General features: G+C 39.8%; 20 protein-coding genes. 14 read left to right on the forward strand and 6 right to left on the reverse strand.

The features are described from left to right. Window positions 1-87 precede the first annotated feature (87 nt). Window positions 88-789, reverse strand: coding sequence for a glycerophosphodiester phosphodiesterase (locus PAT01_RS17565; protein WP_154945903.1), 702 nt, complete (start codon window positions 787-789; stop codon window positions 88-90). After that, entirely contained in the window at window positions 786-1,652 is an 867-nt protein-coding gene (locus PAT01_RS17570) for a DMT family transporter (protein WP_154945904.1), read from the reverse strand. The genes PAT01_RS17565 and PAT01_RS17570 overlap by 4 nt, the downstream gene beginning before the upstream one ends. 158 nt (window positions 1,653-1,810) lie before the next feature. On the opposite strand from PAT01_RS17570, the gene PAT01_RS20120 reads away from it, so the two are divergent. From PAT01_RS20120 to rlmB, 5 genes are all read left to right on the forward strand, one after another. Then, window positions 1,811-1,981 (forward strand): hypothetical protein, encoded by a 171-nt coding sequence (locus PAT01_RS20120; protein ID WP_186807301.1) that lies wholly within the window; start codon window positions 1,811-1,813, stop codon window positions 1,979-1,981. Then, window positions 1,978-3,075 carry a sensor histidine kinase gene (locus tag PAT01_RS17575; protein ID WP_154945905.1) on the forward strand — a complete coding sequence of 366 codons (1,098 nt, stop codon included), beginning with the start codon at window positions 1,978-1,980 and terminating at the stop codon, window positions 3,073-3,075. The genes PAT01_RS20120 and PAT01_RS17575 overlap by 4 nt, the downstream gene beginning before the upstream one ends. 2 nt (window positions 3,076-3,077) lie before the next feature. Continuing rightward, a complete protein-coding gene (locus PAT01_RS17580) occupies window positions 3,078-3,692 on the forward strand; it encodes a response regulator transcription factor (RefSeq protein WP_154945906.1) in 615 nt (204 codons plus the stop codon). Between the two features lie 146 nt (window positions 3,693-3,838). Continuing rightward, window positions 3,839-6,340: a ribonuclease R gene (gene rnr, locus PAT01_RS17585; protein ID WP_154945907.1), complete on the forward strand. Its 2,502-nt coding sequence runs from the start codon at window positions 3,839-3,841 to the stop codon at window positions 6,338-6,340. After that, window positions 6,337-7,080 carry a 23S rRNA (guanosine(2251)-2'-O)-methyltransferase RlmB gene (gene rlmB, locus PAT01_RS17590; protein WP_029772012.1) on the forward strand — a complete coding sequence of 248 codons (744 nt, stop codon included), beginning with the start codon at window positions 6,337-6,339 and terminating at the stop codon, window positions 7,078-7,080. Before rnr ends, rlmB begins: the two co-directional genes overlap by 4 nt. Before the next feature lie 199 nt (window positions 7,081-7,279). On the opposite strand, the gene PAT01_RS17595 is transcribed toward rlmB, so the two are convergent. Further along, window positions 7,280-8,128, reverse strand: a complete 849-nt coding sequence (locus tag PAT01_RS17595; RefSeq protein WP_154945908.1) for a LysR family transcriptional regulator — start codon at window positions 8,126-8,128, stop codon at window positions 7,280-7,282. A gap of 126 nt (window positions 8,129-8,254) precedes the next feature. On the opposite strand from PAT01_RS17595, the gene PAT01_RS17600 reads away from it, so the two are divergent. The 9 genes from PAT01_RS17600 to PAT01_RS17640 all read left to right on the forward strand — a co-directional run bounded on the left by PAT01_RS17600 (window position 8,255) and on the right by PAT01_RS17640 (window position 19,091). Further along, a complete protein-coding gene (locus PAT01_RS17600; RefSeq protein WP_004587594.1) occupies window positions 8,255-8,854 on the forward strand; it encodes a hypothetical protein in 600 nt (199 codons plus the stop codon). A 98-nt stretch (window positions 8,855-8,952) separates the two neighbouring features. Beyond that, window positions 8,953-10,035, forward strand: coding sequence for a glycine cleavage system aminomethyltransferase GcvT (gene gcvT / locus PAT01_RS17605; RefSeq protein ID WP_004587593.1), 1,083 nt, complete (start codon window positions 8,953-8,955; stop codon window positions 10,033-10,035). 72 nt (window positions 10,036-10,107) lie between these two features. Beyond that, window positions 10,108-10,497 (forward strand): glycine cleavage system protein GcvH, encoded by a 390-nt coding sequence (gcvH, locus tag PAT01_RS17610; RefSeq protein WP_004587592.1) that lies wholly within the window; start codon window positions 10,108-10,110, stop codon window positions 10,495-10,497. Between the two features lie 154 nt (window positions 10,498-10,651). Further along, on the forward strand, window positions 10,652-13,543 hold the full coding sequence (gene gcvP, locus PAT01_RS17615; RefSeq protein WP_154945909.1) for an aminomethyl-transferring glycine dehydrogenase: 2,892 nt from the start codon (window positions 10,652-10,654) through the stop codon (window positions 13,541-13,543). A gap of 562 nt (window positions 13,544-14,105) precedes the next feature. Continuing rightward, entirely contained in the window at window positions 14,106-15,011 is a 906-nt protein-coding gene (locus PAT01_RS17620) for a helix-turn-helix transcriptional regulator (protein ID WP_186807302.1), read from the forward strand. Further along, entirely contained in the window at window positions 15,001-15,963 is a 963-nt protein-coding gene (locus PAT01_RS17625) for a hypothetical protein (RefSeq protein WP_154945911.1), read from the forward strand. Before PAT01_RS17620 ends, PAT01_RS17625 begins: the two co-directional genes overlap by 11 nt. A gap of 12 nt (window positions 15,964-15,975) precedes the next feature. Then, on the forward strand, window positions 15,976-16,398 hold the full coding sequence (locus tag PAT01_RS17630; RefSeq protein ID WP_154945912.1) for a TerB family tellurite resistance protein: 423 nt from the start codon (window positions 15,976-15,978) through the stop codon (window positions 16,396-16,398). Next, window positions 16,385-17,308, forward strand: coding sequence for a DNA repair protein (locus PAT01_RS17635; RefSeq protein ID WP_154945913.1), 924 nt, complete (start codon window positions 16,385-16,387; stop codon window positions 17,306-17,308). Before PAT01_RS17630 ends, PAT01_RS17635 begins: the two co-directional genes overlap by 14 nt. 16 nt (window positions 17,309-17,324) lie before the next feature. Then, entirely contained in the window at window positions 17,325-19,091 is a 1,767-nt protein-coding gene (locus PAT01_RS17640; RefSeq protein WP_154945914.1) for a hypothetical protein, read from the forward strand. 910 nt (window positions 19,092-20,001) lie between these two features. On the opposite strand, the gene PAT01_RS17645 is transcribed toward PAT01_RS17640, so the two are convergent. The 3 genes from PAT01_RS17645 to PAT01_RS17655 form a co-directional block, all read right to left on the reverse strand. After that, window positions 20,002-20,355 (reverse strand): lipoprotein, encoded by a 354-nt coding sequence (locus tag PAT01_RS17645; protein ID WP_154945915.1) that lies wholly within the window; start codon window positions 20,353-20,355, stop codon window positions 20,002-20,004. Next, window positions 20,352-20,993, reverse strand: coding sequence for a hypothetical protein (locus tag PAT01_RS17650; protein WP_154945916.1), 642 nt, complete (start codon window positions 20,991-20,993; stop codon window positions 20,352-20,354). The genes PAT01_RS17645 and PAT01_RS17650 overlap by 4 nt, the downstream gene beginning before the upstream one ends. A 783-nt stretch (window positions 20,994-21,776) precedes the next feature. Beyond that, window positions 21,777-22,085, reverse strand: a complete 309-nt coding sequence (locus PAT01_RS17655; protein ID WP_004587588.1) for a hypothetical protein — start codon at window positions 22,083-22,085, stop codon at window positions 21,777-21,779. Between the last annotated feature and the right edge of the window lie 162 nt (window positions 22,086-22,247).

Genomic DNA, 22,247 nt, shown 5'->3' on the forward strand with positions numbered 1-22,247 from the left:
GCGATTTAATTGCCCCTAGATTGAACAAATTTCAATCCGCAAAGATCATCACGCCCTAGCTAGATTATCGACTAAGTTACCGTTAACTCAAGTAATAATGTTTGCTAAATATTTTTTAGAACGAGCGGGGTAATTAGTAAAAATACCATGCACCCCAATTTTTAGCATAAAATCCATGTCTTCTGGCCTATCTACGGTGTAGGCATAAACTTGCAGGCCTCGCGCTATGGCATCATCTACAAAAGCTTTATTTACAAAGCTTTTGTCTACATGAACACTATACGCATTTAACTGTTGAGCAAACTGTGCATAATTTAACGGAATTGATGAGGTTAACGCGCCAATGTGTAACCACGGTAACCTATTTTTAAGCCAATGAATTTGATGGTGATCAAACGACGACACTAAAATATTACCTTTAGTAATAACGCCTTTAGCAATATTGTTGTTTAAAATAGTGGCAAACTTTTCAAGCTCAAAGGTATGTTTAAGCTCTATATTGAGTAATGTTTTATTGTTATTCCAATCAAGTAATTGCTGTAGAGTGGGGATTTGCTCGCCGTTACCGGCATCCAACAGACTAAGTTGCTGCGCCGTAAAGTCGCTTACTTTACCGTGCCCGCTGGTGGTTCTATCTAGCCACGAGTCGTGAATGAGTATATAGTCATCAAGCGCACTTTGAATATCAACTTCAATGCCATCTACTCCTACATTTAACGCTTCTAAAATAGCGCTTTTAGTGTTTTCTGGGTAATTGCCGCTTGCCCCGCGGTGCGCAAATATTTTCATTTTCTAGCCTTTTGAGTAATAGACCACGTTTCAAAACAGGCTGCACTGACTATGAGTGCACCGCCAATAAGTGTTAGTAGCGTTGGGCGCTCATGAATAATAACAATAGCCAACAAAGTGCCGTAAAGCGGCTGCAAACATGAAATTAACCCCGCAGTAGCTGCCGATAAGTGCTTTAAACTCGCTGCAAATAGCGAGTGCGGTGTAGCGGTAAAAATAATACCCGCCACAGCAATTAAAATAAGGTCGTGGTTACTCACCTCATACACAGGGACCTTAATAAATGCGCAAAGCATAACACTTGCCACTAAGGTTTGATAAAACATGGTTTGTGGGCCGCCATACTGGCTAAAAAAGCGCTTATGGGTAATATTTCTAATCAAAAAAAACAAAGCCGAAACCACACCCATAATAACCCCTAAGGTTACATCGTCGCCTAAATTTGCGCTGGGTACGAGTAAATATATACCAAATACAACCACAGCTGCGCTTATAATATCTTTTGCTTGGGGCCTGCTTTTATTAAACAAGGGCTCTAAAAACACCGTCATTACTGGGTAGCTAAAAAAAGCCAGCATACCCACAGTTACGCCCGCCATTTGCATACCTGCAAAGTAAGTAACCCAATGCATGCCTACTGCTACACCTAAAAATAACGCAATGAGGTAATCTTTTGGTTTGTTTAACTTAATTTGTTTTTTTTGAAAATACAGCATAGCCAAAATTGCCATGCCAGCAATAGCGGTACGATACACCGTAATATCAATTGCATTTAACCCTATTAACTTTGCAAAAAGGGCGGTGCCCCCAAAAAGTAACACGGCAATATGTAAGTAAATCAGGCTTTGCTGTTGTGGCTGCATTTAAATGAGAACTCCTTTTTTTATTATCTTATCACTGGGGGCGAACTCACAGGATGAAATTTTTAAAACATGACAAATGTCAGCAAAGTTAATGACATTTCACACTCTTATAATTTTTTGGCTTTGGCATAGTTAACTTATCTTAATGGGAGGTGGCTATGAATACGTTAATTTTAATAAGTCTCGCTATTAGCGAGTTTTTAGAATCACTTAGCTTTAGTGTTTCAATAAATGATTACTTTATACTCATTAGTATTTTTGTGTTATTTATATTTATTAATAAAAATAATGTTATGAACAATAACAATGAACTAGGGGCACTGGCATGAGTACAACAAACACGCTTTCAAAGCCCAGTAATAAAAAGTTTTGGGAATACGCACCTTTAATTTTTACTGGGTTTTATTTGCTTCCGACTCTATTTAATCTATCTAACTTGCCAGTCAATACCATTGTAATGAGCGTGGCGTTTTATATTGTATTTATTTTGCTTTACATAAAAGCCATGCACTGTGAAACAAAGCGTATAACAACGCTGTTTGTTATTATGTTAGTGGTGTGTTTTAGCGCCACATTTTATACCACAGGTACCTCTACATTATTTGGTTTTATCGCGTTTATAGCTGGTGAGTCATACGCTAAAAAAAGCAGATTATATGCCGTTTTTAGCCTTATATTTACGGTGGCGTTAAGCGCCTATTTGGCAGATATAGCAAACATAAAATACTTTTTAGCCGGCACTTTATTAATATCAGGAGCGCTGCTGGCCTTTGGCATTGCAACCCAAAAAGAGCGCCTGCATAAAAAGCGCGAACAAGAAAGCGCTAACCAATTAGAGCAATTAGCTGCTATTGCTGAGCGCGAACGTATAGCGCGCGACCTGCACGATATTTTAGGCCACTCACTATCATCTATTGCTTTAAAAGCTGAGCTTGCTAATAAGCTAAATCAAGGAGAGCGCTACGAACAAGCCAATAACGAAATAGCACAAGTAGCAGATCTAGCAAGGCAGTTACTTAGCGATGTAAGAAACGCCGTAAGCGATTTAAAACAACTTAATTTAATAAGCCAAATAGCCCAGCTTAAACAAAGGCTAATAGAGCAAGACTTTAACGTTAACTTTAATGTTGTATTAAATACCTTGCCTCCTAAAGTAGAAGGGATCGCAGGGCTTATAATTAAAGAAGCGGTAACTAATTTATTACGCCATAGCAGTAATAAAAACGCCGAAATAAGTATAGAGCAAACACAACATCAGCTGCATATAAGTGTGGTTGATAACGCACCTTGCAGCACGTTAAACGCAGGTAACGGTTTAAATGGTATTAAAGAGCGTGCAGAGCAACTTAATGGCCATGCCACGTTTACCTGTGGCGATAAGTTTACTTTAAACGTAATGCTGCCAATTTCAGCTAAGGATTAACAATGATCAAAGTATATTTAGTGGAAGATCAAGCACTCGTGCGCGACGCTGTAGGGGCATTGTTAAGCCTTGATTTTAATATTGAAGTGATAGGCCAAGCCAGTAACGGCCAAGATGCCCTTAATGCAATAAAAGCACTGACCGATGAGGCATTGCCAGACATAATTTTAACCGATATTGAAATGCCACACATGAGCGGTATAGAGCTAAGTGAGCAAATAGCGGCCACGTTCCCAACTATTAAAATGGTTATTATGACCACGTTTTCGCGAGCTGGTTATATTAGGCGCTCGCTCGCCCTAGGCGTTAAAGGTTTCATTTTAAAAGAAGCGCCAAGTGATGAGCTTATCAATGCACTTAAAAAAGTAATACAAGGGCAAAAAGTTATAGACCCAGAGCTTGCCATTAACGCGCTTGATGACGCCGACCCGCTCACCGATAAAGAGCGCAAAGCACTTAAGCTTGCAACCGATGGCTTAAAAACAAGCGACATAGCCAAACAGCTGTTTATAAGCGAAGGCACAACACGTAATTATTTATCCGATGCTATCGCAAAACTCAATGCCACTAACCGCGTAGATGCAGCGCGTATTGCAAAGCAAAAAGGCTGGTTATAATCGCGCTTATATTAAGTGATGATTAAGGCCATTAAGCGTATGTTTTACTTATTAAAGCGGTTTATTAAAAGTTTCATACGCTTTTACCTGTCTCATTTTACGTATATGGGTTAAAATACCTACATAACCAACTAACAAGATAGTGAATGTCAAACCAAGATCCAAATCTCAGCCGAGAACAAGAAAAGTACGAAAACCCAGTCCCTAGTCGTGAGTTTATACTTACTCACCTTCAAGAGCGTTCAAAACCTGCTAACTTCACGCAACTTTGTGATGAATTAGCTGTAAACGATACCGAACGCCAAATTGCATTTAAGCGCCGCCTTCGTGCCATGGAGCGCGATGGCCAATTGTATTTTAATAAGTTTAAATGTTACGCCCTAATTGACGAAGCCGGTTTAACCAAAGGCAAAGTAATTGGCCACAGAGACGGTTTTGGCTTTTTAGAAGTTGAAGGCGAGAGCAAAGATTGGTTTATAGCCAAGCATCAAATGAACATGGTGCTGCACGGCGACATCGTACTTGCTAAAGGCACAAAACGTGGCTCAGGCTCAAAATGTGATGCCCGCATAATTAAAGTACTCACCAACGAGCGCGCACCTATTGTAGGGCGTTATTTTGTTGAGCATGGTATTGCAGTTGTGGTAGCAGAAGACCCACGTATTACCCAAGATATTATTATTCTGCCAGGCAGTGAAAACGGCGCGCGTCATAACCAAATGGTGCAAGTGCAAATCACTCAAAATCCTAGCCGTAACATGAACGCGGTAGGTAAAATTATTGACGTACTGGGCGAGCATTTAGCGCCAGGTATGGAAATAGAAGTGGCACTGCGCAATCACGATATTCCTCATGTTTGGCCAGAAGAAGTAGAAGAACAAGTAGCTCATTTAGGTGAGTTTGTTGATGAAGCCGACAAACAAGGCCGTGTAGATTTACGCGACCTGCCACTGGTCACAATAGATGGTGAAGACGCCCGCGACTTTGATGATGCCGTATATTGTGAGCGTAAAAAATCTGGCGGCTGGCGCTTATGGGTAGCCATTGCCGATGTATCGCATTATGTAGGTATGAACACGCCGCTAAATAAAGAAGCGATTGCTCGCGGTAACTCAGTGTATTTTCCTGAGCAAGTAATTCCAATGCTGCCAAAAGTGTTGTCGAACGGTTTATGTTCGCTTAACCCTAAAGTAGACCGCCTTTGTATGGTGGCCGAAATGACGGTATCAGACGCAGGTAAGCTTTCGGGTTATAAGTTTTACGAAGCGGTGATGAACTCGCATGCGCGTTTAACCTACACCAAAGTAAATGCCATTTTACAAGGCGATGAAAAACTACGCGAAGAATACGCACCCGTTGTGCCACATTTAACTGACTTACAGCAAATGTATATGGCGCTTAAGTCGGCGCGCCAAACCCGTGGTGCTATTGAGTTTGAAACGCTAGAAACGCGTTTTGTATTTAACGTACACCGTAAAATAGAATCAATTGTGCCAGTTGTTCGTAACGACGCGCACAAATTGATTGAAGAATGTATGATTTTAGCCAATGTATCGGCGGCTAAATTATTAGAAAAACACGAAGCCAGTGCGCTTTACCGTGTGCACGATGAGCCAGATCAAGAAAAACTAGGTAACTTTACTCAGTTTTTAAGTGAGCTTGGCATTCAAAGCACATTAAGTGATGAGCCAACACCGAAAGAAATTACCCAAGTGTTAGCCCGTTTAGGCGACCGCCCAGAGGCCGAGCTTATTCAAACCATGCTACTTCGCTCAATGAAGCAAGCGGTTTATCAGCCAGACAACATAGGCCACTTTGGCTTAGCGCTGCCTGCGTACGCACACTTTACCTCACCAATTCGCCGTTACCCTGATTTAGTGGTACACCGTGCAATTAAAGCGGTAATAAAAGCACAAGGTCAGCAAACATCGGGCGCATACGCTTACACCGATGATGAAGTAGACCAACTAGGCGAGCAGTGTTCAACCACCGAGCGCCGCGCAGACGACGCAACGCGTGAAGTTGCCGACTGGCTTAAATGTGAGTTTATGCAAGACCACGTGGGTGATGAGTTTAACGGGGTTATTTCATCCGTTACTAACTTTGGTTTATTTATACGCCTAGACGACTTACAAATTGATGGCCTGATCCATGTTACTAATTTAGGTGATGAATACTTCCATCATGATGGTGCAAAACACACCCTAATTGGCGAGCATACACATACCGTTTACCGCCTTGGCGATAAAGTAACGGTACAAGTTGCTTCGGTAAGTTTAGATGAGCGCCGTATAAATTTAAAGCTCAGTGGTGATGTAGCTCAAGATAGATACGCGCGTCGCCGTGGCTCAGCTAAAGGAGCAGGGCGCGGTAAATCAAGCCATGCACCAGCAAGTGTAAGATCGCAGCTTAAAGCGGGTAAAATCCCTGGCAAGAACACATCAGGCGATGAAAAACCCAAAGCTGGTAAAAAACCAGCCAGTAAAAGCAAAGGCAAACCAGCGGGTAAGTCTGGCGCAAAGCCAGCCGGTAAAAAAGCCGCTGAAACCACCGCTAAGAAAAAACCGAAAAAAAAGGCAGTTAAAAAGCCTAAAAGACCAGGCAAAAATGCCCGTAAACGTAATAGCCCAGGAGCAAACAATACGTGAGTAATGAATTAATTTTTGGCTTTCACTCTGTTGAAGCAATTTTAGCAAAAGAGCCAGAGCGTTTTTTAGAAATTTATGCCCTAAAAGGTCGTGATGATAAGCGCTTATCCCCGATTATTAATGAAGCACGTAAATTTGGTATTTCTGTACAATTTATGCAGCGAAAAGCGCTAGATAACAAAGCAAACGATGAGCAGCACCAAGGCATTATTGCCAATGTAAAAGCTGCGCGTGTTTACAACGAAAAAGATTTAGATGAGATCATTGCTCGCGAAGACACGCCGTTTTTATTAGTACTAGATGGCATAACCGATCCGCATAATTTAGGTGCCTGCCTACGTAGCGCAGATGCAGCAGGTGTACACGCTATAATTGTACCTAAAGATAAGTCGGCCAAGCTTAACGGCACAGCACGTAAAGTAGCCTGTGGCGCAGCCGAAACCGTACCGCTTATTCAGGTAACAAACCTGGCGCGTACGCTTCGCGAAATTAAAGATGCAGGCGTATGGGTTGTGGGCACCGCTGGTGAAACAGACACCCACGTGTTTGATGCAAACCTTACTGGGCCAATGGCAATAGTAATGGGAGCAGAGGGCGAGGGCATGCGCCGTTTAACGCGTGAGCATTGCGACGTGTTAGTTAAAATTCCGATGGCAGGAAGTGTTTCTAGCTTAAATGTATCGGTAGCCACCGGTATTTGTTTATTTGAAGTGCTACGCCAACGTAACGTAAATAACTAATATCCATTTGCTTAATTAATATATTTATTTTTAGGCAGCTAAGCGTGTCGATAGGCAAAAATTCGTTATTTAATGGTTTAAATGAGGGTTTTAGTTATCGCCAAGTTTAGCTTACAAAACGCCGAGGTTAGTTTAACCTCGGCGTTTTTTATGTAGCGTAGTTGGTAATTTTACAGGTTAAGCAAATCGCCAACGCGCACTAATAGCCTAAACGTAATGCGATAAACTCAGCGAGTTTGTCTACTGCGTGCTCCGACTCCCCACCGCTTTTTATTAAGCTAATGCCTATGCTACCAAGAGCTGGTAAATATTTACTTTTCGCCTGAAAATTAAGATCGCTTGGCACAGTGCTTTTAGCAAGTACTGTAATGCCCAAGCCTTCTTTTAAAGCGGCAATAAGGCCGGTTAAATCGGCATTGCTGTAAACAATTCGGTATTTTATATTGGCACTTTTAAGTGCATCTGTAGCGCGGCGCCTATAAATACAGCCCTCGGGCGCGGTGACTAAGGTTACTACCTCATTTTTTGCCTGTGCTAAATCGCCCACCCATACTAGCTCGTCTTGCATAAAAATAGGGAACTTGTCTGAATTAAGGCGCTCGTTAAGTGCTAAAACAAGATCAAATTGATCTTGCCTTGAGGCCGACAGTAAATGTTTACTTAAACGCGATTTAACCTCCAGCGATACCTCAGGATAAAGCGAGACAAAATCACCAATAATAGAGGGCAAAATACGTGCTGCAAATTCGCTAGGAATACCCAGGCGCACTTTACCGGTTATGCTTTCTGAGGTGAACTGCTGCAAAATAGCATCGTTATACTGCATCATTTGTTTTGCCATAGGCAAAAGTAGCTCACCGTACTGATTAAGCACCTGGCGCTGGCCCTGCTTTTTAAATAATTTATAACCGAGTAAATCTTCAAGGCGTTTAATTTGCAAGCTTACCGCAGGTTGCGATAACCCCAGTAGGTCGCCGGCTTTTGCAAATCCACCTACCTCAACAACCATTACAAAGGTACGCAAACTGTCGGTTGATATGTTTTTCATATTTAAAATTACAATTTATATAGCTACATATATAAGTATTATTTATCAATTGATAAATAATTACAATTTGTTGTTGTCACAGTGGCGCAATATACTTTTGGTATCAAAAATACACAGGTGTTTGTTATGACTTTTAACCCAATAATGTTTGCCCGCCACAGCAATGCTGCAAGTGCAGTTACCAATGCCGTGCAAGCAAATAACAACCTCGTTGTAATGGATTTTAGTGGCAGTGAAACCAGTGTATTTTTAAGCACTATTTTAGGGTTAGATCTCACAAAGCTTACAGCCAGCGGCTTAGGCCTAAAAGGCACGCTTGATGGCGATTTAAATTCTGATTACAGCTTTGCCGTTTATTACTTTAGCGAAACCGCATTTAGATTTGTATTACCGCACAGCGCAAGCTTGCAATTACAAGCACTGATAAACGAGCAGCAACTTCGTTTTGATATTGATTATGTACTACGTAGCGACCTTGCAACTCTTGCGCTGTGTGGAGCAAACGCATTTGATACCTTAATTAGCGCGTTTAAATTAACGCCAGGGCTGCGTTTATCAAACCCACAACTATGCTATGGCGCGCAAAGCGGCGAAGTATTTATTACCGCCATAGATAAAAACGACGAACAGCACTTTGTGTTAGTAGCCAAGCAACAAGAACTACAAAAATGGCAACAGCACTTACAAGCACAAGGTTTTGCCCTAATGCAAAACGAAGCTGCCTAATACATAAAATAACCGGTAAACATAACCGTGTTTGCCTGTTTAATTAAATCTATTTAAGCCACGCCCGCACAGGGTTAATTTAAAAGTGAAGGAATGTTATGACTTCTAAAACTGTACTACATGCTAAGCACCTTGAAGCAGGCGCAAAAATGGTTGATTTTCATGGCTGGGAAATGCCAATCAACTACGGCTCACAAATAGAAGAACACAATGCAGTGCGTACCGATGCAGGTATGTTTGACGTATCACACATGACCATTGTTGATATTGAAGGCGAACAAGCAAAAGCATTTTTACGCAAGTTAGTAGCAAACGACGTAGCAAAATTAACCGTACCAGGTAAAGCGCTTTACACAGGCATGCTTAACGAGCAAGGCGGCGTAATCGACGATTTAATTATTTACTACTTTAGCGAAACGTTTTATCGCTTAGTGGTAAATTCTGCCACCCGCGAAAAAGATTTAGCTCACTTAGCTAAAGTATCTGCCGACTTTACAGTAACCGTAACTGAGCGCCCAGAGTTTGCAATGATTGCAGTACAAGGCCCTAACGCAAAAGCAAAAACAGCCACACTTTTAAATGCTGAGCAACAAGCAGCCGTTGAAGGCATGAAGCCATTTTTTGGCGTACAAGTGGGTGATTTATTTATTGCCACAACGGGTTATACTGGCGAAGACGGTTACGAAATTGTAGTACCGAACGAGCAAGCAGCCGATTTATGGCAACAACTGCTAGATGCAGGTGTAGCGCCAGCCGGTTTAGGTGCACGTGACACGCTACGCTTAGAAGCAGGTATGAACCTTTACGGCCTAGATATGGACGAAAGCGTATCGCCACTTGCAGCTAACATGGCATGGACCATTGCATGGGAACCAGAAGATCGTGACTTTATTGGTCGTGACGTACTTGTTAAGCAACGCGCCGAAAAAAGCACCCATAAACTTGTTGGTTTAGTGCTTGAAGAAAAAGGCGTATTGCGTAGCGGCTCAAAAGTAATTGTTGAAGGTGGTGAAGGGGTAATTACCTCAGGTACTTTCTCACCAACACTTGGTTTTAGTGTAGCCCTTGCACGTGTACCGCGTTCAACAGGGGATACAGCCCAAGTAGAAATGCGCAAAAAATTAGTTAACGTTAAAGTAGTAAAGCCTAGCTTTGTACGTAACGGCAAATCAATCATTTAAAAATTTGGTTATACCAATCACAATAATTATTGTGATTGGTATCCTCCCAATATAAACCAAAGGAACAAAATAATGAGCAATATCCCTAGCGATTTAAAATACGCCTCTTCTCACGAGTGGGTTCGCAACGAAGGTGACGGTACATTTACTGTGGGTATTTCTGAGCATGCGCAAGAGCTGCTTGGCGACATGGTATTTGTAGAACTACCAGAAGTAGGCGATGCAGTAGATGCAGGCGAAGACTGTGCAGTAGCAGAGTCGGTTAAAGCTGCATCAGACATTTACGCACCAGTTGGCGGCGAAATTGTAGCGATTAACGAAGAGCTAGAAGACGCACCAGAAACGGTTAACAACGACCCATACGGTGACGGCTGGTTATTCCGCATTAAAGCAACTGACGAGTCAGAGCTTGAAAACCTACTTAGCGCAGAAGACTACGCTAACACAATCGACGAAGAGTAATACTCTAAGTAGATGACAAAAGCCCCATTCACTGTTTTTGGGGCTTTTATGATTTAACGGCCTACTTCCCATACACAGTACGTTATTAAATCATCACATATTTTAATCAATGCTAATTACCCGTTAGTATTTAGGATCATAGGAATCTAGACGCATGTCAAACGCCAAATCTCTTGAACAGTTAGAGCAAAAGCAAGATTTTATTCGCCGCCACATTGGGCCAAGCCCAGCACAAGTAAGCGATATGCTAAGTGCTTTAGAAGTATCAAGCGTGCAAGAGCTGATCGACCAAACTGTACCTGCAAGCATTCGCTTAGCGCAGCCATTAACAGTTGGCGAAAGCCGTACTGAAGTTGAAACACTAAGCTACTTAAAATCGGTAGCAAGCAAAAATAAAGTTTTCAAATCGTACATTGGCCAAGGCTACCACCCAACGCACGTACCGCACGTAATTTTACGTAACGTACTAGAAAACCCAGGTTGGTATACTGCGTACACGCCGTACCAGCCAGAAATTGCGCAAGGGCGTTTAGAGTCGTTATTAAATTTTCAAACTATGACCCTAGATTTAACAGGCCTTGATTTAGCAAGTGCGTCGTTACTTGACGAATCAACCGCTGCTGCTGAGGCAATGGGCCTTGCAAAACGCGTATCTAAAGCTAAAAAAGCCAATGCCTTTTTTATTGCCGACGACGTACACACACAAACTATTGACGTAGTGAGCACCCGTGCTGAGCAGTTTGGTTTTGAAATAATTGTAGGTAAAGCAGAAGATGCCGTTAACCACGACATTTTTGGCGCACTTTTCCAATACCCAACTACATCAGGTGAAGTAGTCGATATAACCGACCTAATTGCCGGCGTACAAAGCAAAAAGGCCATTGCCTGTGTTGCTGCCGACATTATGAGCTTATTACTACTAAAAGCACCGGGTAAATTAGGTGCCGACGTAGTACTTGGTTCGGCCCAGCGTTTTGGTGTACCTATGGGTTACGGCGGACCACACGCTGCATTTTTTGCAACGCGTGATGCATACAAACGTTCATTACCAGGGCGTATTATTGGTGTATCTAAAGACCGTTTAGGTAACGACGCACTGCGTATGGCCATGCAAACGCGCGAACAACACATTCGCCGCGACAAAGCCAACTCAAACATTTGTACAGCGCAGGTACTACTTGCCAACATGGCCGCGTTTTACGCGGTGTACCATGGCCCACAAGGCTTAAAAACTATCGCGCAGCGTATACATCGCTTTGCTGATATTTTAGCTGCTGGCCTAAAAGCTAAAGGTATTGCACTTAAACACAGCACCTGGTTTGATACGCTAACAGTAGTGAGCGACAGCAAAGATGATGTAATAGCGCGTGCACTTGCCAAAGGCGTTAACTTTGCCACAAACCACGACGGCGAATACTCTATTTCGGTTTCAGAAACCACCACACGCGCCGATGTAGCTGAGCTATTTGATATTGTACTAGGTGAAGGCAATGGCCTAAACGTAGATAGTATTGCAGCCGATATTGAAGCAAACGGTAGCGACTCTATTCCAGCTAGTTTAGTACGTGATGACGAAGTATTAACGCATCCAAACTTTAACAGCTACCACAGCGAAACAGACATGCTTCGCTACATTAAGCGCCTAGAAAACAAAGATTTAGCGCTTAACCACTCAATGATCTCGTTAGGTTCATGTACCATGAAACTAAACGCGACCGCTGAGATGATCCCAATTACATGGCCTGAATTTGCAAACTTGCACCCATTCTGCCCGCTCGATCAGGCCGAAGGTTACCAAATAATGATTAACGAGCTGCACAACTGGCTAGTTAACATTACTGGGTACGATGCAGTTTCACTACAGCCAAACTCTGGCGCACAAGGTGAATACGCAGGCTTAATTGCTATTCGTAAATACCACGAGTCACGTGGCGATGCGCACCGTAACGTATGTTTAATTCCAAGCTCAGCGCACGGTACTAACCCTGCATCTGCGCAAATGGCCAGCATGAAAATTGTAGTGGTTGATTGCGATAAAAACGGTAACGTAGACATGGCAGATCTTAAAGCGAAAGCGGAAGAAGTGTCTGAAAACTTATCGTGTATTATGATCACATACCCATCTACACACGGCGTTTACGAAGAAACCATTCGCGAAATTTGTGACATTGTGCACGAGCACGGTGGCCAAGTTTACATGGATGGCGCAAACATGAACGCGCAAGTAGGTGTAACAAGCCCAGGCTTTATTGGCTCAGACGTATCGCACTTAAACTTGCACAAAACGTTTTGTATTCCGCACGGTGGCGGCGGCCCGGGTGTAGGCCCAATTGGTGTTAAATCGCACCTTGCGCCATTTATGCCAAACCACAGCGTAATTAACGTACCGGGTACAAACATTAACAACGGTGCAGTATCAGCAGCGCCTTACGGCTCAGCCGCTATTTTACCTATTTCATGGGCTTACATTACCATGATGGGCTCAGAGGGCTTAAAACAAGCCACTGAAATGGCGATCGTTAATGCTAACTACTTAACACACGAGTTAAGCCAGCACTTCCCAATTTTATACCGTGGCCGTAACAACCGCGTTGCGCACGAATGTATTGTTGACCTACGCCCACTTAAAGAGCAATCAGGCATTACTGAAATGGACGTAGCTAAGCGCTTGCAAGATTACGGCTTCCATTCACCCACTATGTCGTTCCCAGTAGCGGGCACGTTAATGATTGAGCCAACTGAATCTGAGTCAAAAGGCGAGATAGACCGCTTTATCGAAGCGATGGTGTCAATCAAAGGCGAAATCGACAAAGTAATCTCTGGTGAATGGTCAATCGAAAACAACCCACTTGTGTTTGCACCGCATACACAAGCTGACGTGTTAGGTAACGAATGGGACCGCGCATACGACCGTTTTTACGCTGCATTCCCAGTGCCTTCGGTAGCAAAAGACAAGTTCTGGCCAACCGTTACACGAATAGATGACGTATACGGCGACCGTAACTTAGTATGTTCATGCCCAGCGGTAGAGACTTATCGCGATTAAGAACCGCGACTAATTTTTGAACTTTAATGGGTAGTAAGTTCCATTATAGTTTGAAAATTTATTAAAATTATAAAAGCCGTTGCAGCAATGCAACGGCTTTTTTGTGTGTGTTTAAACATTGTAGACGCACAACTTGCTGGCGTGTTGGGCTAAGCCCAAAAGGTGTTTAATTTTTGTTGGCGCATACTCCGTTTGCATTTGGCTCATTGAGGGATTAGAAATCTTATTCAAGGTTTTGTAGCGCTGGCTACAGCAGCCAAAGAGAGGCTGATGAATGGGTAAATAAACCAAACAAAGAGTTCAATGAACAGTCTCTTTGGAGTTTATGATTGGTGGAGATATAGAGCGATTGAAGCAAGTTAGAGAGTTTGTTGATGGGTCATTTAACTCTTAGTTTATGAGAGGTTACTCATATGAGTCATTATTTAGTCTGGCAAACTTTGTATCGTGCAATAAATTAGTGCAATTATTAAAAATATTGTTTACTCTAACTTGAAAGGACACAACCTGACCAATCTAAATGTTAGGTTTAACCCAAGGATTAATAGGGAATAACTTTAGTATGGCAGATACTAAATTAGCTGAGCGATTAGCTGAATTATTAAATATGTTACATGGTGGACATCACTTAAACTCAAGTGAACTCAGTGCGTACTTTAATGTATCAACGCGCACGTTAAGAAGAGATATATTTGAAAGGCTTTCCTTTCTTGATATTCATACAGCTCCGTCTGGTGATTGGTTTTTAAATAAAGCGAAACCTAATAAACTTAATCATAGTATTCTAAATTTATTTGCTGAAAAAAGTGGTGTACGAGATCTCTTTCCTTATTTTACTTTAGAATTATTAAGTACCCTTTTTGATAAAGCGAATGCTTCTCCTTTCCACATTAAAAGCTATGAATATGAGTCTTATAGCTTAACTCCAAATAAAAAGAAATTTATTGATTTAGAAACCACTATAAAAAAGTGCAATACAATCGACTTTTCTTATGGTGAGAAGACATATCAAAAAGTTAATGCTTATAAACTAGTTAACTTTGAAGGCTATTGGTATTTAGCCGGAGTACATAATAATAAGCTGAAATCATTCCACATCTCATTGATGAAAAATGTTTGGCTTAATAGTGACGTCTTTATAAAAGACGTTGAAGTCGAAAAAGAAATTATTGAATCTGAAACGGTTTGGTTTGGAAGTGATGAATTCAAAGTGACACTAAAAATATCATCCTCCATAGCTCATTTCTTTATTAGGAAAAAGTTTTTCCCGAAACAAACTATTGAATCAAAAACCGTGAATGATGAACTTATTGTTTCAACGTTTGTTGTAAATCAACAGCAGTTATTTCCACTTGTACTAAGGTGGATTCCACATATTAACATCATTGACCCCCCTAAATTACGGGTTCAATTTCACAATCAACTCTTAAATTATATGGATAACCAAAAGGATATTTATGGATATTAATCTAACCTTAGTTTTTGCTTCAACTGTTGTTGTAGCTGTAATTTGTATTATATCGACAGTTTTAACACATAAACGCATTGCGGAACTGGAGTCTAAGTCTGTTGAAAAAGCAGATTTAGCTACTACGGAGTTAGATAAGGCGTTATCAAAATTATTAGAGACAGTAATAAAAAAGATAGAGTCTTTTGAAGAAAGCTCAGCCCAGATTGGAACAGAACATCAATTGCAAGTAGAGAAAAGCTTTGAAGACAACTTACAAACTCTAAAAAATTTACAAAAAGAGGTCAATGGTAGCTTTGACAGGCAACATAATAATTTTACTGAAGGTAATATTAAGTTGTTAAGCAGCTTAGACGAGTCATTTTCTAAGGTGAATGAGTCGTCAAAGAAAGGCTTCGAGTCTTTATCAATTAGTACCAAGGAAGCTGTCGAACTTATAACAACAGACCTTAAGCGCACTGAGGTAACCCTTAATAACTCCATAATCGATTTGGGTAAAGAGCAGCATAAGGTTGCTTTTGTTAATAATCAAAATCAATTATCTAATTTCGAAACGCTCACAACACTTCTACAGTCTATTAGAATTGATAACATTATCGAATTAACAAATGAGCTAGGTAAGCATAAAAAGCTTACTGTTGAAACTGAAGATTTTGTTAAAAAACTGGGCGATTGCAAAGTATTAACAATTGAAGACAAGCTTACAGGTCAAATAACTCAAGTTTATTATGAAAACGGCATCAAACGCAGCACAGATACTTTTTCTGGTGAGCATTTAAAATATCAAATGTTTTTTAATGAAGACGGTAAAGCTTCGCGAGGCGTGGAGTTAGATACCGAAGGTAATTTAACGTTTGAGTATTTATATAATGAAGCTGGTGAAGTGAATAAACGGATTGAGCATGTTTATGATAACTCTGGAAGCGTTCAAAAAATAGAAAAAAGCTATTAAGGAAGTAAAGTAATGTATCTATCAGAATTAAATGTTGGCGAAAAGAAAAACTTTCTTGAACTTGCTAAATTTGCAATGGGCCTTAATGGAGAGCACAAGCAAGAGGAGCAAGAGATTTTTGGCTCTTTTCTTATTGAGTGTGATCAGACAGGATATAAAGTTAAAAAACAGGACAGTATTGAGAGTGTTATTAAAGTCCTTAGTAAATCCTCTCAACAGTCTAAGCGAATTGTGATGATTGAGCTTTTTGGGATACTTTTAGCTGATGGAGAAGTGTGTGACGCTGAAGAGGAATTTATAGAGAATCTAGCTAGTAGCTTTAATATAGATGCATATGAATATAAACGTTATCAACGCTGGGTAGCAGCCATGAATGATATTGTCAGCGAAGGCTATAACCTTATATTTAAAGGAGAAGAAAATGAGCTGGTTTAGTAAAGCTAAAAGCTGGGCTTCAAGTGTTTGTAGTTCCATTAAAAATACTGTTTCAAAAGTAGCTGATAAGGTGAAAGAGACATGTTCTAAAGTTTGGAATGCATTTACTGGAAAACATTATATTGATGAAGCTGAGGCTATCTATGATGAAATTAATGAACGCTACGATAAAGCTAGGAGCGAATATCAAGAAGCCGTTAAGGTAATTGGTAAAGAGATTGACGAAAAAATTTCAAAAATTAATTTAAATAAAAAAGAAATTTATGAAAATCAGTTTGAGCGTTTTAAATTAGTTGCTAGCCGAATTCATAATGTGACAGTTAAAGGATTACCTTTTGAAGACTTCTTCGATAGTTCAATTTATGAAATAAATAAGAGTGAAGGCTTACGTAAAAAAGATGAGTTAGTTCTAATCGACTTTGATCAGATGGGGTTTGTTGAAACCGCAGGCATGATTTTGACACTTGGCTTCTTTTCCCGGAAAAAAGCTAAAGAATCCCTAGAGAGAGTTAAGCAAGAGCGTGAGCGTGTTTTTGAAGAAATAGAGAAGATGAAAGCTCAACAAGTTAAACTTTCTGTTGTATCTAAATCGATTGATAGCGTTGTTGATTACTTTGCACAATTAATTAGGAACTATTCTATCCTACTAGATCGTTTTGAATTTGGTATTCAGTCACAAAGAGTAAAACAGCTGTCTAATTCAGATAATGTATACAACTTAAAGTTAGATTTTAAGTTATTACCAGTTGCTCATATTGAAGAATTTCAAGCTCTATTTAACCTATCAATTGTACTTAAGCAAATGGCTAATTTAGGGTACTTAAACAAGGAAGGAGAAGTGGTTGACGAAGATATTAAAATGTCTGAGGTGTTATACCATAAAGTAACAGATGCTAAATTATCAGCCTGATTTATAGAGGGATCTAATGAGTAATAACAAAAAAAAATATGAACAACCAAGCCTTTCTTTTGAATCCGTAGCATCAAAATTAAATGGGGCTTCGCCTTTGCAAGCTAGCCGTATATTAATTGATATGGAGCTATTTGAACAGCGCTCATCAATAGAGGTTATAGATAGTGTATACAAGGACTTTGAATCAAATCAAAATGTTGTAGATGAATTAGTTACTCCTCTAGGACTAAGTGTTCTTGATAGTGTTATTACTCACAAAGACCTAAAGCTGGATAGAACGGGGCTGACTGCTTCTAGACTTTGGGAGGATATTAATTGTTTTGAATATAAAAATGTTCAAGTAAGTAGCCAAGTGTTAAGCGCTAAACAACAACTTAAAGGAAGTCAAAAAATTACACCCGGTAAACGCGGTAACGTACAAAAACATAAATTAGAAGCTCATAAAGTAAAGAATACTAGAAGAGATGGTACTATCAAAAATGACTTGGATGGCAAGCAGTTACATCGCCATGGCCAAGGTTCTTCCACCTTGGATACTGTAAATACTGAACATTTACAGTCATCAGAAAACTTTCATCGCCAATTTGCTGGAAATGTATTTTTAACTAATGAAAACCGCAGGGTTATTGTAAATAGCGATAATAATTTAGCTAGCATTTCGGAACGTCAAAACAAAATGAAGCTTGATGGAACATTTGCAGATATCAAAGAAAAGAAAGAAAGATTATTAACGAAAAAGAAAAAAAGCCAATTGTCAAAAAGCGAACAAAAAGAGTTAGACCGTATTAATGAGTCCTTTACAGGAAGTAGCCTTGATGCTGGTGTTATTATGGAGAAAGAGGCTACCAAGAGTAACTTTGAATCAGCCCAAGGTAGTGCATTAAATAATGTTAAAAATAATACAGCTGAAATTGCTACACAAGCATCAACTAAAGCTGGTGAGCAAACAGGCCATCAAGCACTCGGGCACGCTGTATTATTAATGCTAAAGCCGATATTTTATGAATTCAATGATTCCTTTAAAAATGGGATTGATGCAGGCGTTGGTGAAACTTCCGCTCTTGAAGGTTTAAAGATTAGACTCAAAAGAGTTTTGCAGTATATACGTACGGAAATAGTTCCGACTTTAACAAAAGCACTAAAAGATTTTTTTGATAATTTTTGCAAGGTTATAATAGATAGTATTATTGGTTTAGCTACTGGTATTTTTAAATCAATATTGACTATATTGATAGAAGGTTTTTCGGCTCTGGTTGGAGCATTAAAAATATTAAGCAAATCATCTGATGAAATGAGTGGGGCCCAAAAAGCTGATGCCATTTTGAAGCTTTTCTCTGCTACAGTAGTAACTTTTGTAGTGTTTTACTTTGAGTCGTATATCCTTCCTGCCATTTCAATTCCATTTTTGCAGGATATTGCTTTGGCATTACTATCTGGTGTAGCTTCCTCATTGGTTGTATATGTACTAGATAAAGCTGATATTTTCTCTACTAAATCAGAACTACGAACAAAACGCATTAAAGAAATTTTTGAAATGCGAGTTCAGCAAATCAAAGAAAATACAGATGCTTTTGAAACCGCTAGCTTACAAAAGCTTGCTGAAGATAAACTTAGATTTAAGGCTTTATCTGACAGCTTGAGTCAATCAATTCAAGATAAGAAAGACCCTAATGACGCTGTATTAGAAATAGCCGATTTTTTGAAGGTTGAATTATCAGTAAAATCTACAGATGACTTTTTAAAAATGTTGAAATCACAGGATTCATTGGAAATAGCTTAGTTTTTATTCCCAAACTATAATAATCAAACTTAGATTAGGCACTATTAGATTCTACTAAATTCCCAATCTATAACTAAAAACTCTATAACGAGAAATGCGGTCTAAAAAACTGCATTTTCCCAAACTTAAATAACTCTGATCAAGAGATTAATTTTTTGAACTTTAATGGGTAGTAAGCTCCACTGTAGAGTGGGGTTTATCAAAATTATAAAAGCCGTTGCAGCAATGCAACGGCTTTTTTGTGCATGATGATTCGCCATAAATTATATGAACGTAGGTTGGGTAGAGTGAAACGAAACCCAACAAATCACAAATATACTTACTCGCTTAAAAGCCAAGAGTATGTGTTATTTATTGTAGGCGTTTAGCTTGCTGACGCGCGGGCGGCAGCCCGAATAAGTATTTGAATAGGTGTTTGAGGTTAACGTCACCGATAATGTGAATGCGTTTCGCGTTTCACGCTTCTAGAAATTAGAAACCTAATTCAAGGTTTTGTCGCGCTGGCGACAGCAGCCAAAGAGGGGCTGCCGCTGGTCCACTCTCAGCGTACTCGAGCATCACGCTTAATCCTTCAAGCCACAATTGATGTGGACGTAAACGCCATGAAAGCACATCCATGTGCAAGCATGGCTTTCATTTCATTGCCTGCATGGATGTAGGTACTTAGGATTTGTCGGGAACAAAATCCTGCCATGAAATGCATTACTCATCAATTGCTTATTTTCAGGGGAGATGACGGGGGGGCGTTAAACGTGAGTTTGTTGCTTGGTCGTGGCAAGACCTGCCCCTTTACTTATTACGAAAAGCTACGAGTCTTTATAAACTGAAATGCTTTAAAGATGAGGCTGCTCTTAGATGCAGCCTCTGATTTGAACTATGTTACATTAATTGGAACGTTTCTTTAAAAATTTCACTTATGAACTTTGAGTTGCTTATTTCCTACAACATACAGAGTATCGCCATCCCACCCTTGGTAAACTTTAGGGTTTAGGTAATCTATAGCATCACTGTTTTTCGGTAATAGAATCATTTTACCTTTATATGCTACATCCCCTGAGGCGTAATATATTTTTCCATAGTATTCATTTGGCTCTAAACTTTTACTTTTTTCCACTAAAGCAAATACACCTCCATCCAAACCGCCTACCCAAAATGCTTTACCTGGCACTACACTTGGCTTATTTGGTGCTTCAGACTCGCTTTGTTGTATATCGCAACCAGATAGATATATAAGAGCTAATAATAGCCATAGTATTTTTTTCATTTAACCTCTCCTAGACCTTCTATCTTTAAGGTTTTACTTTTCGGAAAGTAATCTAAGTCAATATAATCCTCTCTAAATTCACCTATATATGAATTTGGTCTTGGGTCAATCATCCATGGGGTTTCAAGGCCTGCTTTTTCGACAACCTGTTTGACAAAGTGAATACAACTATTTGAGGTTAAGTTATATGGCTTACGTTTGGGATTTGTATTTTGAGATTTTCTTAACTGGGCGTAATCAAGCATAGTCTGATATTTTTTTTCCACTTCGATTAGCACCCCGTGGACTCGCCCAGACTGGCCTGACACTCTAGAAATAAAATCAATAGGTTTTATTAATGTATTTATTTCAATTTTTCCGTTAGCTACTTTTACATCAGGAAGGTTGGCGGCTTTTACCACGAGACCAAGGTTATGAGGAGGATCGTATCGACCATATTCGAAATACTTTGTAGTCCCTGTTTTACCATTAATGAACAATACTCCAGCGTGACCGAGGTTTGATATTTTTTCTTTATATTTAGGGATGGTAAAGTTATCCCAGTCAACCCAAGGTAATACATCTACATTTCTTTTTTGAACTTCAACTGAAATTTTATAATCAGGAAAAACTATAGGGATTACTATATCTTTGTGCATGCTTTCTATCCTTTTTAGCTCTAACACTTTTTATGATACGCAATTCGTGTTGCGTATTTGTTTATATTCTACACACTAAATCTTTAAACATGTACCCATTAGTACTAAATTATATTCAAATATTCCTGAGATAAAAACCTAAGGACCAAAGGGGTCACCCATTAGAAAATACGGTCAAGCAGGCTGATGTGTTTGCTTAACTTTTTTATTCAAAAAACCAAGCGTTCTTAAAAAATATGGATACGCATCTAATAATGACGTCGATTGGTGTGAATATGCACCGTGGCTTGAATAAAGAGCGCCATATGAGTTTAAGCGTTTTATTTGAGTATCTTTGATGATTAATTAAGGCCCTAGGTTTGCATTTCAGTCATCGTTTTGTGCCAATATCAGCCAAGCTAAAAATATCCTGAAATTATACTTTTAATCTCTATTATTAGCCTTAACAACACCCCTCCCGCTACCTGTAAGCTCAGCGCCCTGCGAGGGGGTAATTATTTCTATAGCATGCTAAAAGGATTTAGCCTTCATGCAGATCCCGAAAGCCCCATAACATTTTGCAGCAAGTCGACTTACTAGAAGATCGAGGAGTAGTAATTAAAAAATCAGCAGGGTTAGGTCTTTCTTTTTGCCTTTTGTGATTAAGGAAAAGTGCAAAACCTGCCCCAGTAACTCCATTTAAAAAAAAGGGCATTGTTATTGCCCTTTTTTACGCGCTTAAACATATTTTTATAAACTACAGCGCTGCAAAGCTTTGCTCTAGCACTTATTTATAGCCCTGCTTTAATCATCAGGGCCTTTTAAAGTAAACACTAAATGTTTACGCATATCTTTTAAAATCACGCCTTTTTTAAGCATTGCGGCGCTTAAGCGTTTTTGCCATTTTAATAAATCAGGCTCTGCGGCTGCTAAAGCTTGTTCGTTTTCGAACTGAAAACAAAGCAGTAGTGAACTTGGAAATAAGTGATATTCCACATCAAACCAGCACTGCAACATACCAGGGATTTCTTCGCGCCCTTGTGCTTCTAGTTTATCGGCAACGTTAAGCACAAGTGCTTGTTGTTTTACTTGCACTGCAGAGAGTTTTTTCATTATTCAAATCCAAATTAGCGGCTAATACATACAGCCAGAATGCGGGCATTATACGCAAGCTTGTAGCTATGCAACAACAGTAGGTTGGTTTGAGCGAAGCGAAACCCAACGTACAGCCAATGTAATAGCCACAGCTAAAGATAAGTACAATGCTATTTATTG

The sequence above is a fragment of the Pseudoalteromonas atlantica genome (assembly GCA_007988745.1).
Taxonomy (GTDB): domain Bacteria; phylum Pseudomonadota; class Gammaproteobacteria; order Enterobacterales; family Alteromonadaceae; genus Pseudoalteromonas; species Pseudoalteromonas atlantica.

Bases quoted from the DNA above. Each gene is read 5' to 3' on its own strand.
- gcvP (WP_154945909.1), top strand. From the start codon at position 10,652: ATGTCAAACGCCAAATCTCTTGAACAGTTAGAGCAAAAGCAAGATTTT.
- PAT01_RS17635 (WP_154945913.1), top strand. From the start codon at position 16,385: ATGAGCTGGTTTAGTAAAGCTAAAAGCTGGGCTTCAAGTGTTTGTAGT.
- PAT01_RS17600 (WP_004587594.1), top strand. From the start codon at position 8,255: ATGACTTTTAACCCAATAATGTTTGCCCGCCACAGCAATGCTGCAAGT.
- PAT01_RS17580 (WP_154945906.1), top strand. From the start codon at position 3,078: ATGATCAAAGTATATTTAGTGGAAGATCAAGCACTCGTGCGCGACGCT.
- gcvT (WP_004587593.1), top strand. From the start codon at position 8,953: ATGACTTCTAAAACTGTACTACATGCTAAGCACCTTGAAGCAGGCGCA.
- PAT01_RS17645 (WP_154945915.1), bottom strand. From the start codon at position 20,355: ATGAAAAAAATACTATGGCTATTATTAGCTCTTATATATCTATCTGGT.
- PAT01_RS17655 (WP_004587588.1), bottom strand. From the start codon at position 22,085: ATGAAAAAACTCTCTGCAGTGCAAGTAAAACAACAAGCACTTGTGCTT.
- PAT01_RS17570 (WP_154945904.1), bottom strand. From the start codon at position 1,652: ATGCAGCCACAACAGCAAAGCCTGATTTACTTACATATTGCCGTGTTA.
- PAT01_RS17630 (WP_154945912.1), top strand. From the start codon at position 15,976: ATGTATCTATCAGAATTAAATGTTGGCGAAAAGAAAAACTTTCTTGAA.
- PAT01_RS17620 (WP_186807302.1), top strand. From the start codon at position 14,106: ATGGCAGATACTAAATTAGCTGAGCGATTAGCTGAATTATTAAATATG.
- PAT01_RS17595 (WP_154945908.1), bottom strand. From the start codon at position 8,128: ATGAAAAACATATCAACCGACAGTTTGCGTACCTTTGTAATGGTTGTT.
- PAT01_RS17565 (WP_154945903.1), bottom strand. From the start codon at position 789: ATGAAAATATTTGCGCACCGCGGGGCAAGCGGCAATTACCCAGAAAAC.
- PAT01_RS17640 (WP_154945914.1), top strand. From the start codon at position 17,325: ATGAGTAATAACAAAAAAAAATATGAACAACCAAGCCTTTCTTTTGAA.
- PAT01_RS17575 (WP_154945905.1), top strand. From the start codon at position 1,978: ATGAGTACAACAAACACGCTTTCAAAGCCCAGTAATAAAAAGTTTTGG.
- gcvH (WP_004587592.1), top strand. From the start codon at position 10,108: ATGAGCAATATCCCTAGCGATTTAAAATACGCCTCTTCTCACGAGTGG.
- PAT01_RS17625 (WP_154945911.1), top strand. From the start codon at position 15,001: ATGGATATTAATCTAACCTTAGTTTTTGCTTCAACTGTTGTTGTAGCT.
- PAT01_RS17650 (WP_154945916.1), bottom strand. From the start codon at position 20,993: ATGCACAAAGATATAGTAATCCCTATAGTTTTTCCTGATTATAAAATT.
- rnr (WP_154945907.1), top strand. From the start codon at position 3,839: ATGTCAAACCAAGATCCAAATCTCAGCCGAGAACAAGAAAAGTACGAA.
- PAT01_RS20120 (WP_186807301.1), top strand. From the start codon at position 1,811: ATGAATACGTTAATTTTAATAAGTCTCGCTATTAGCGAGTTTTTAGAA.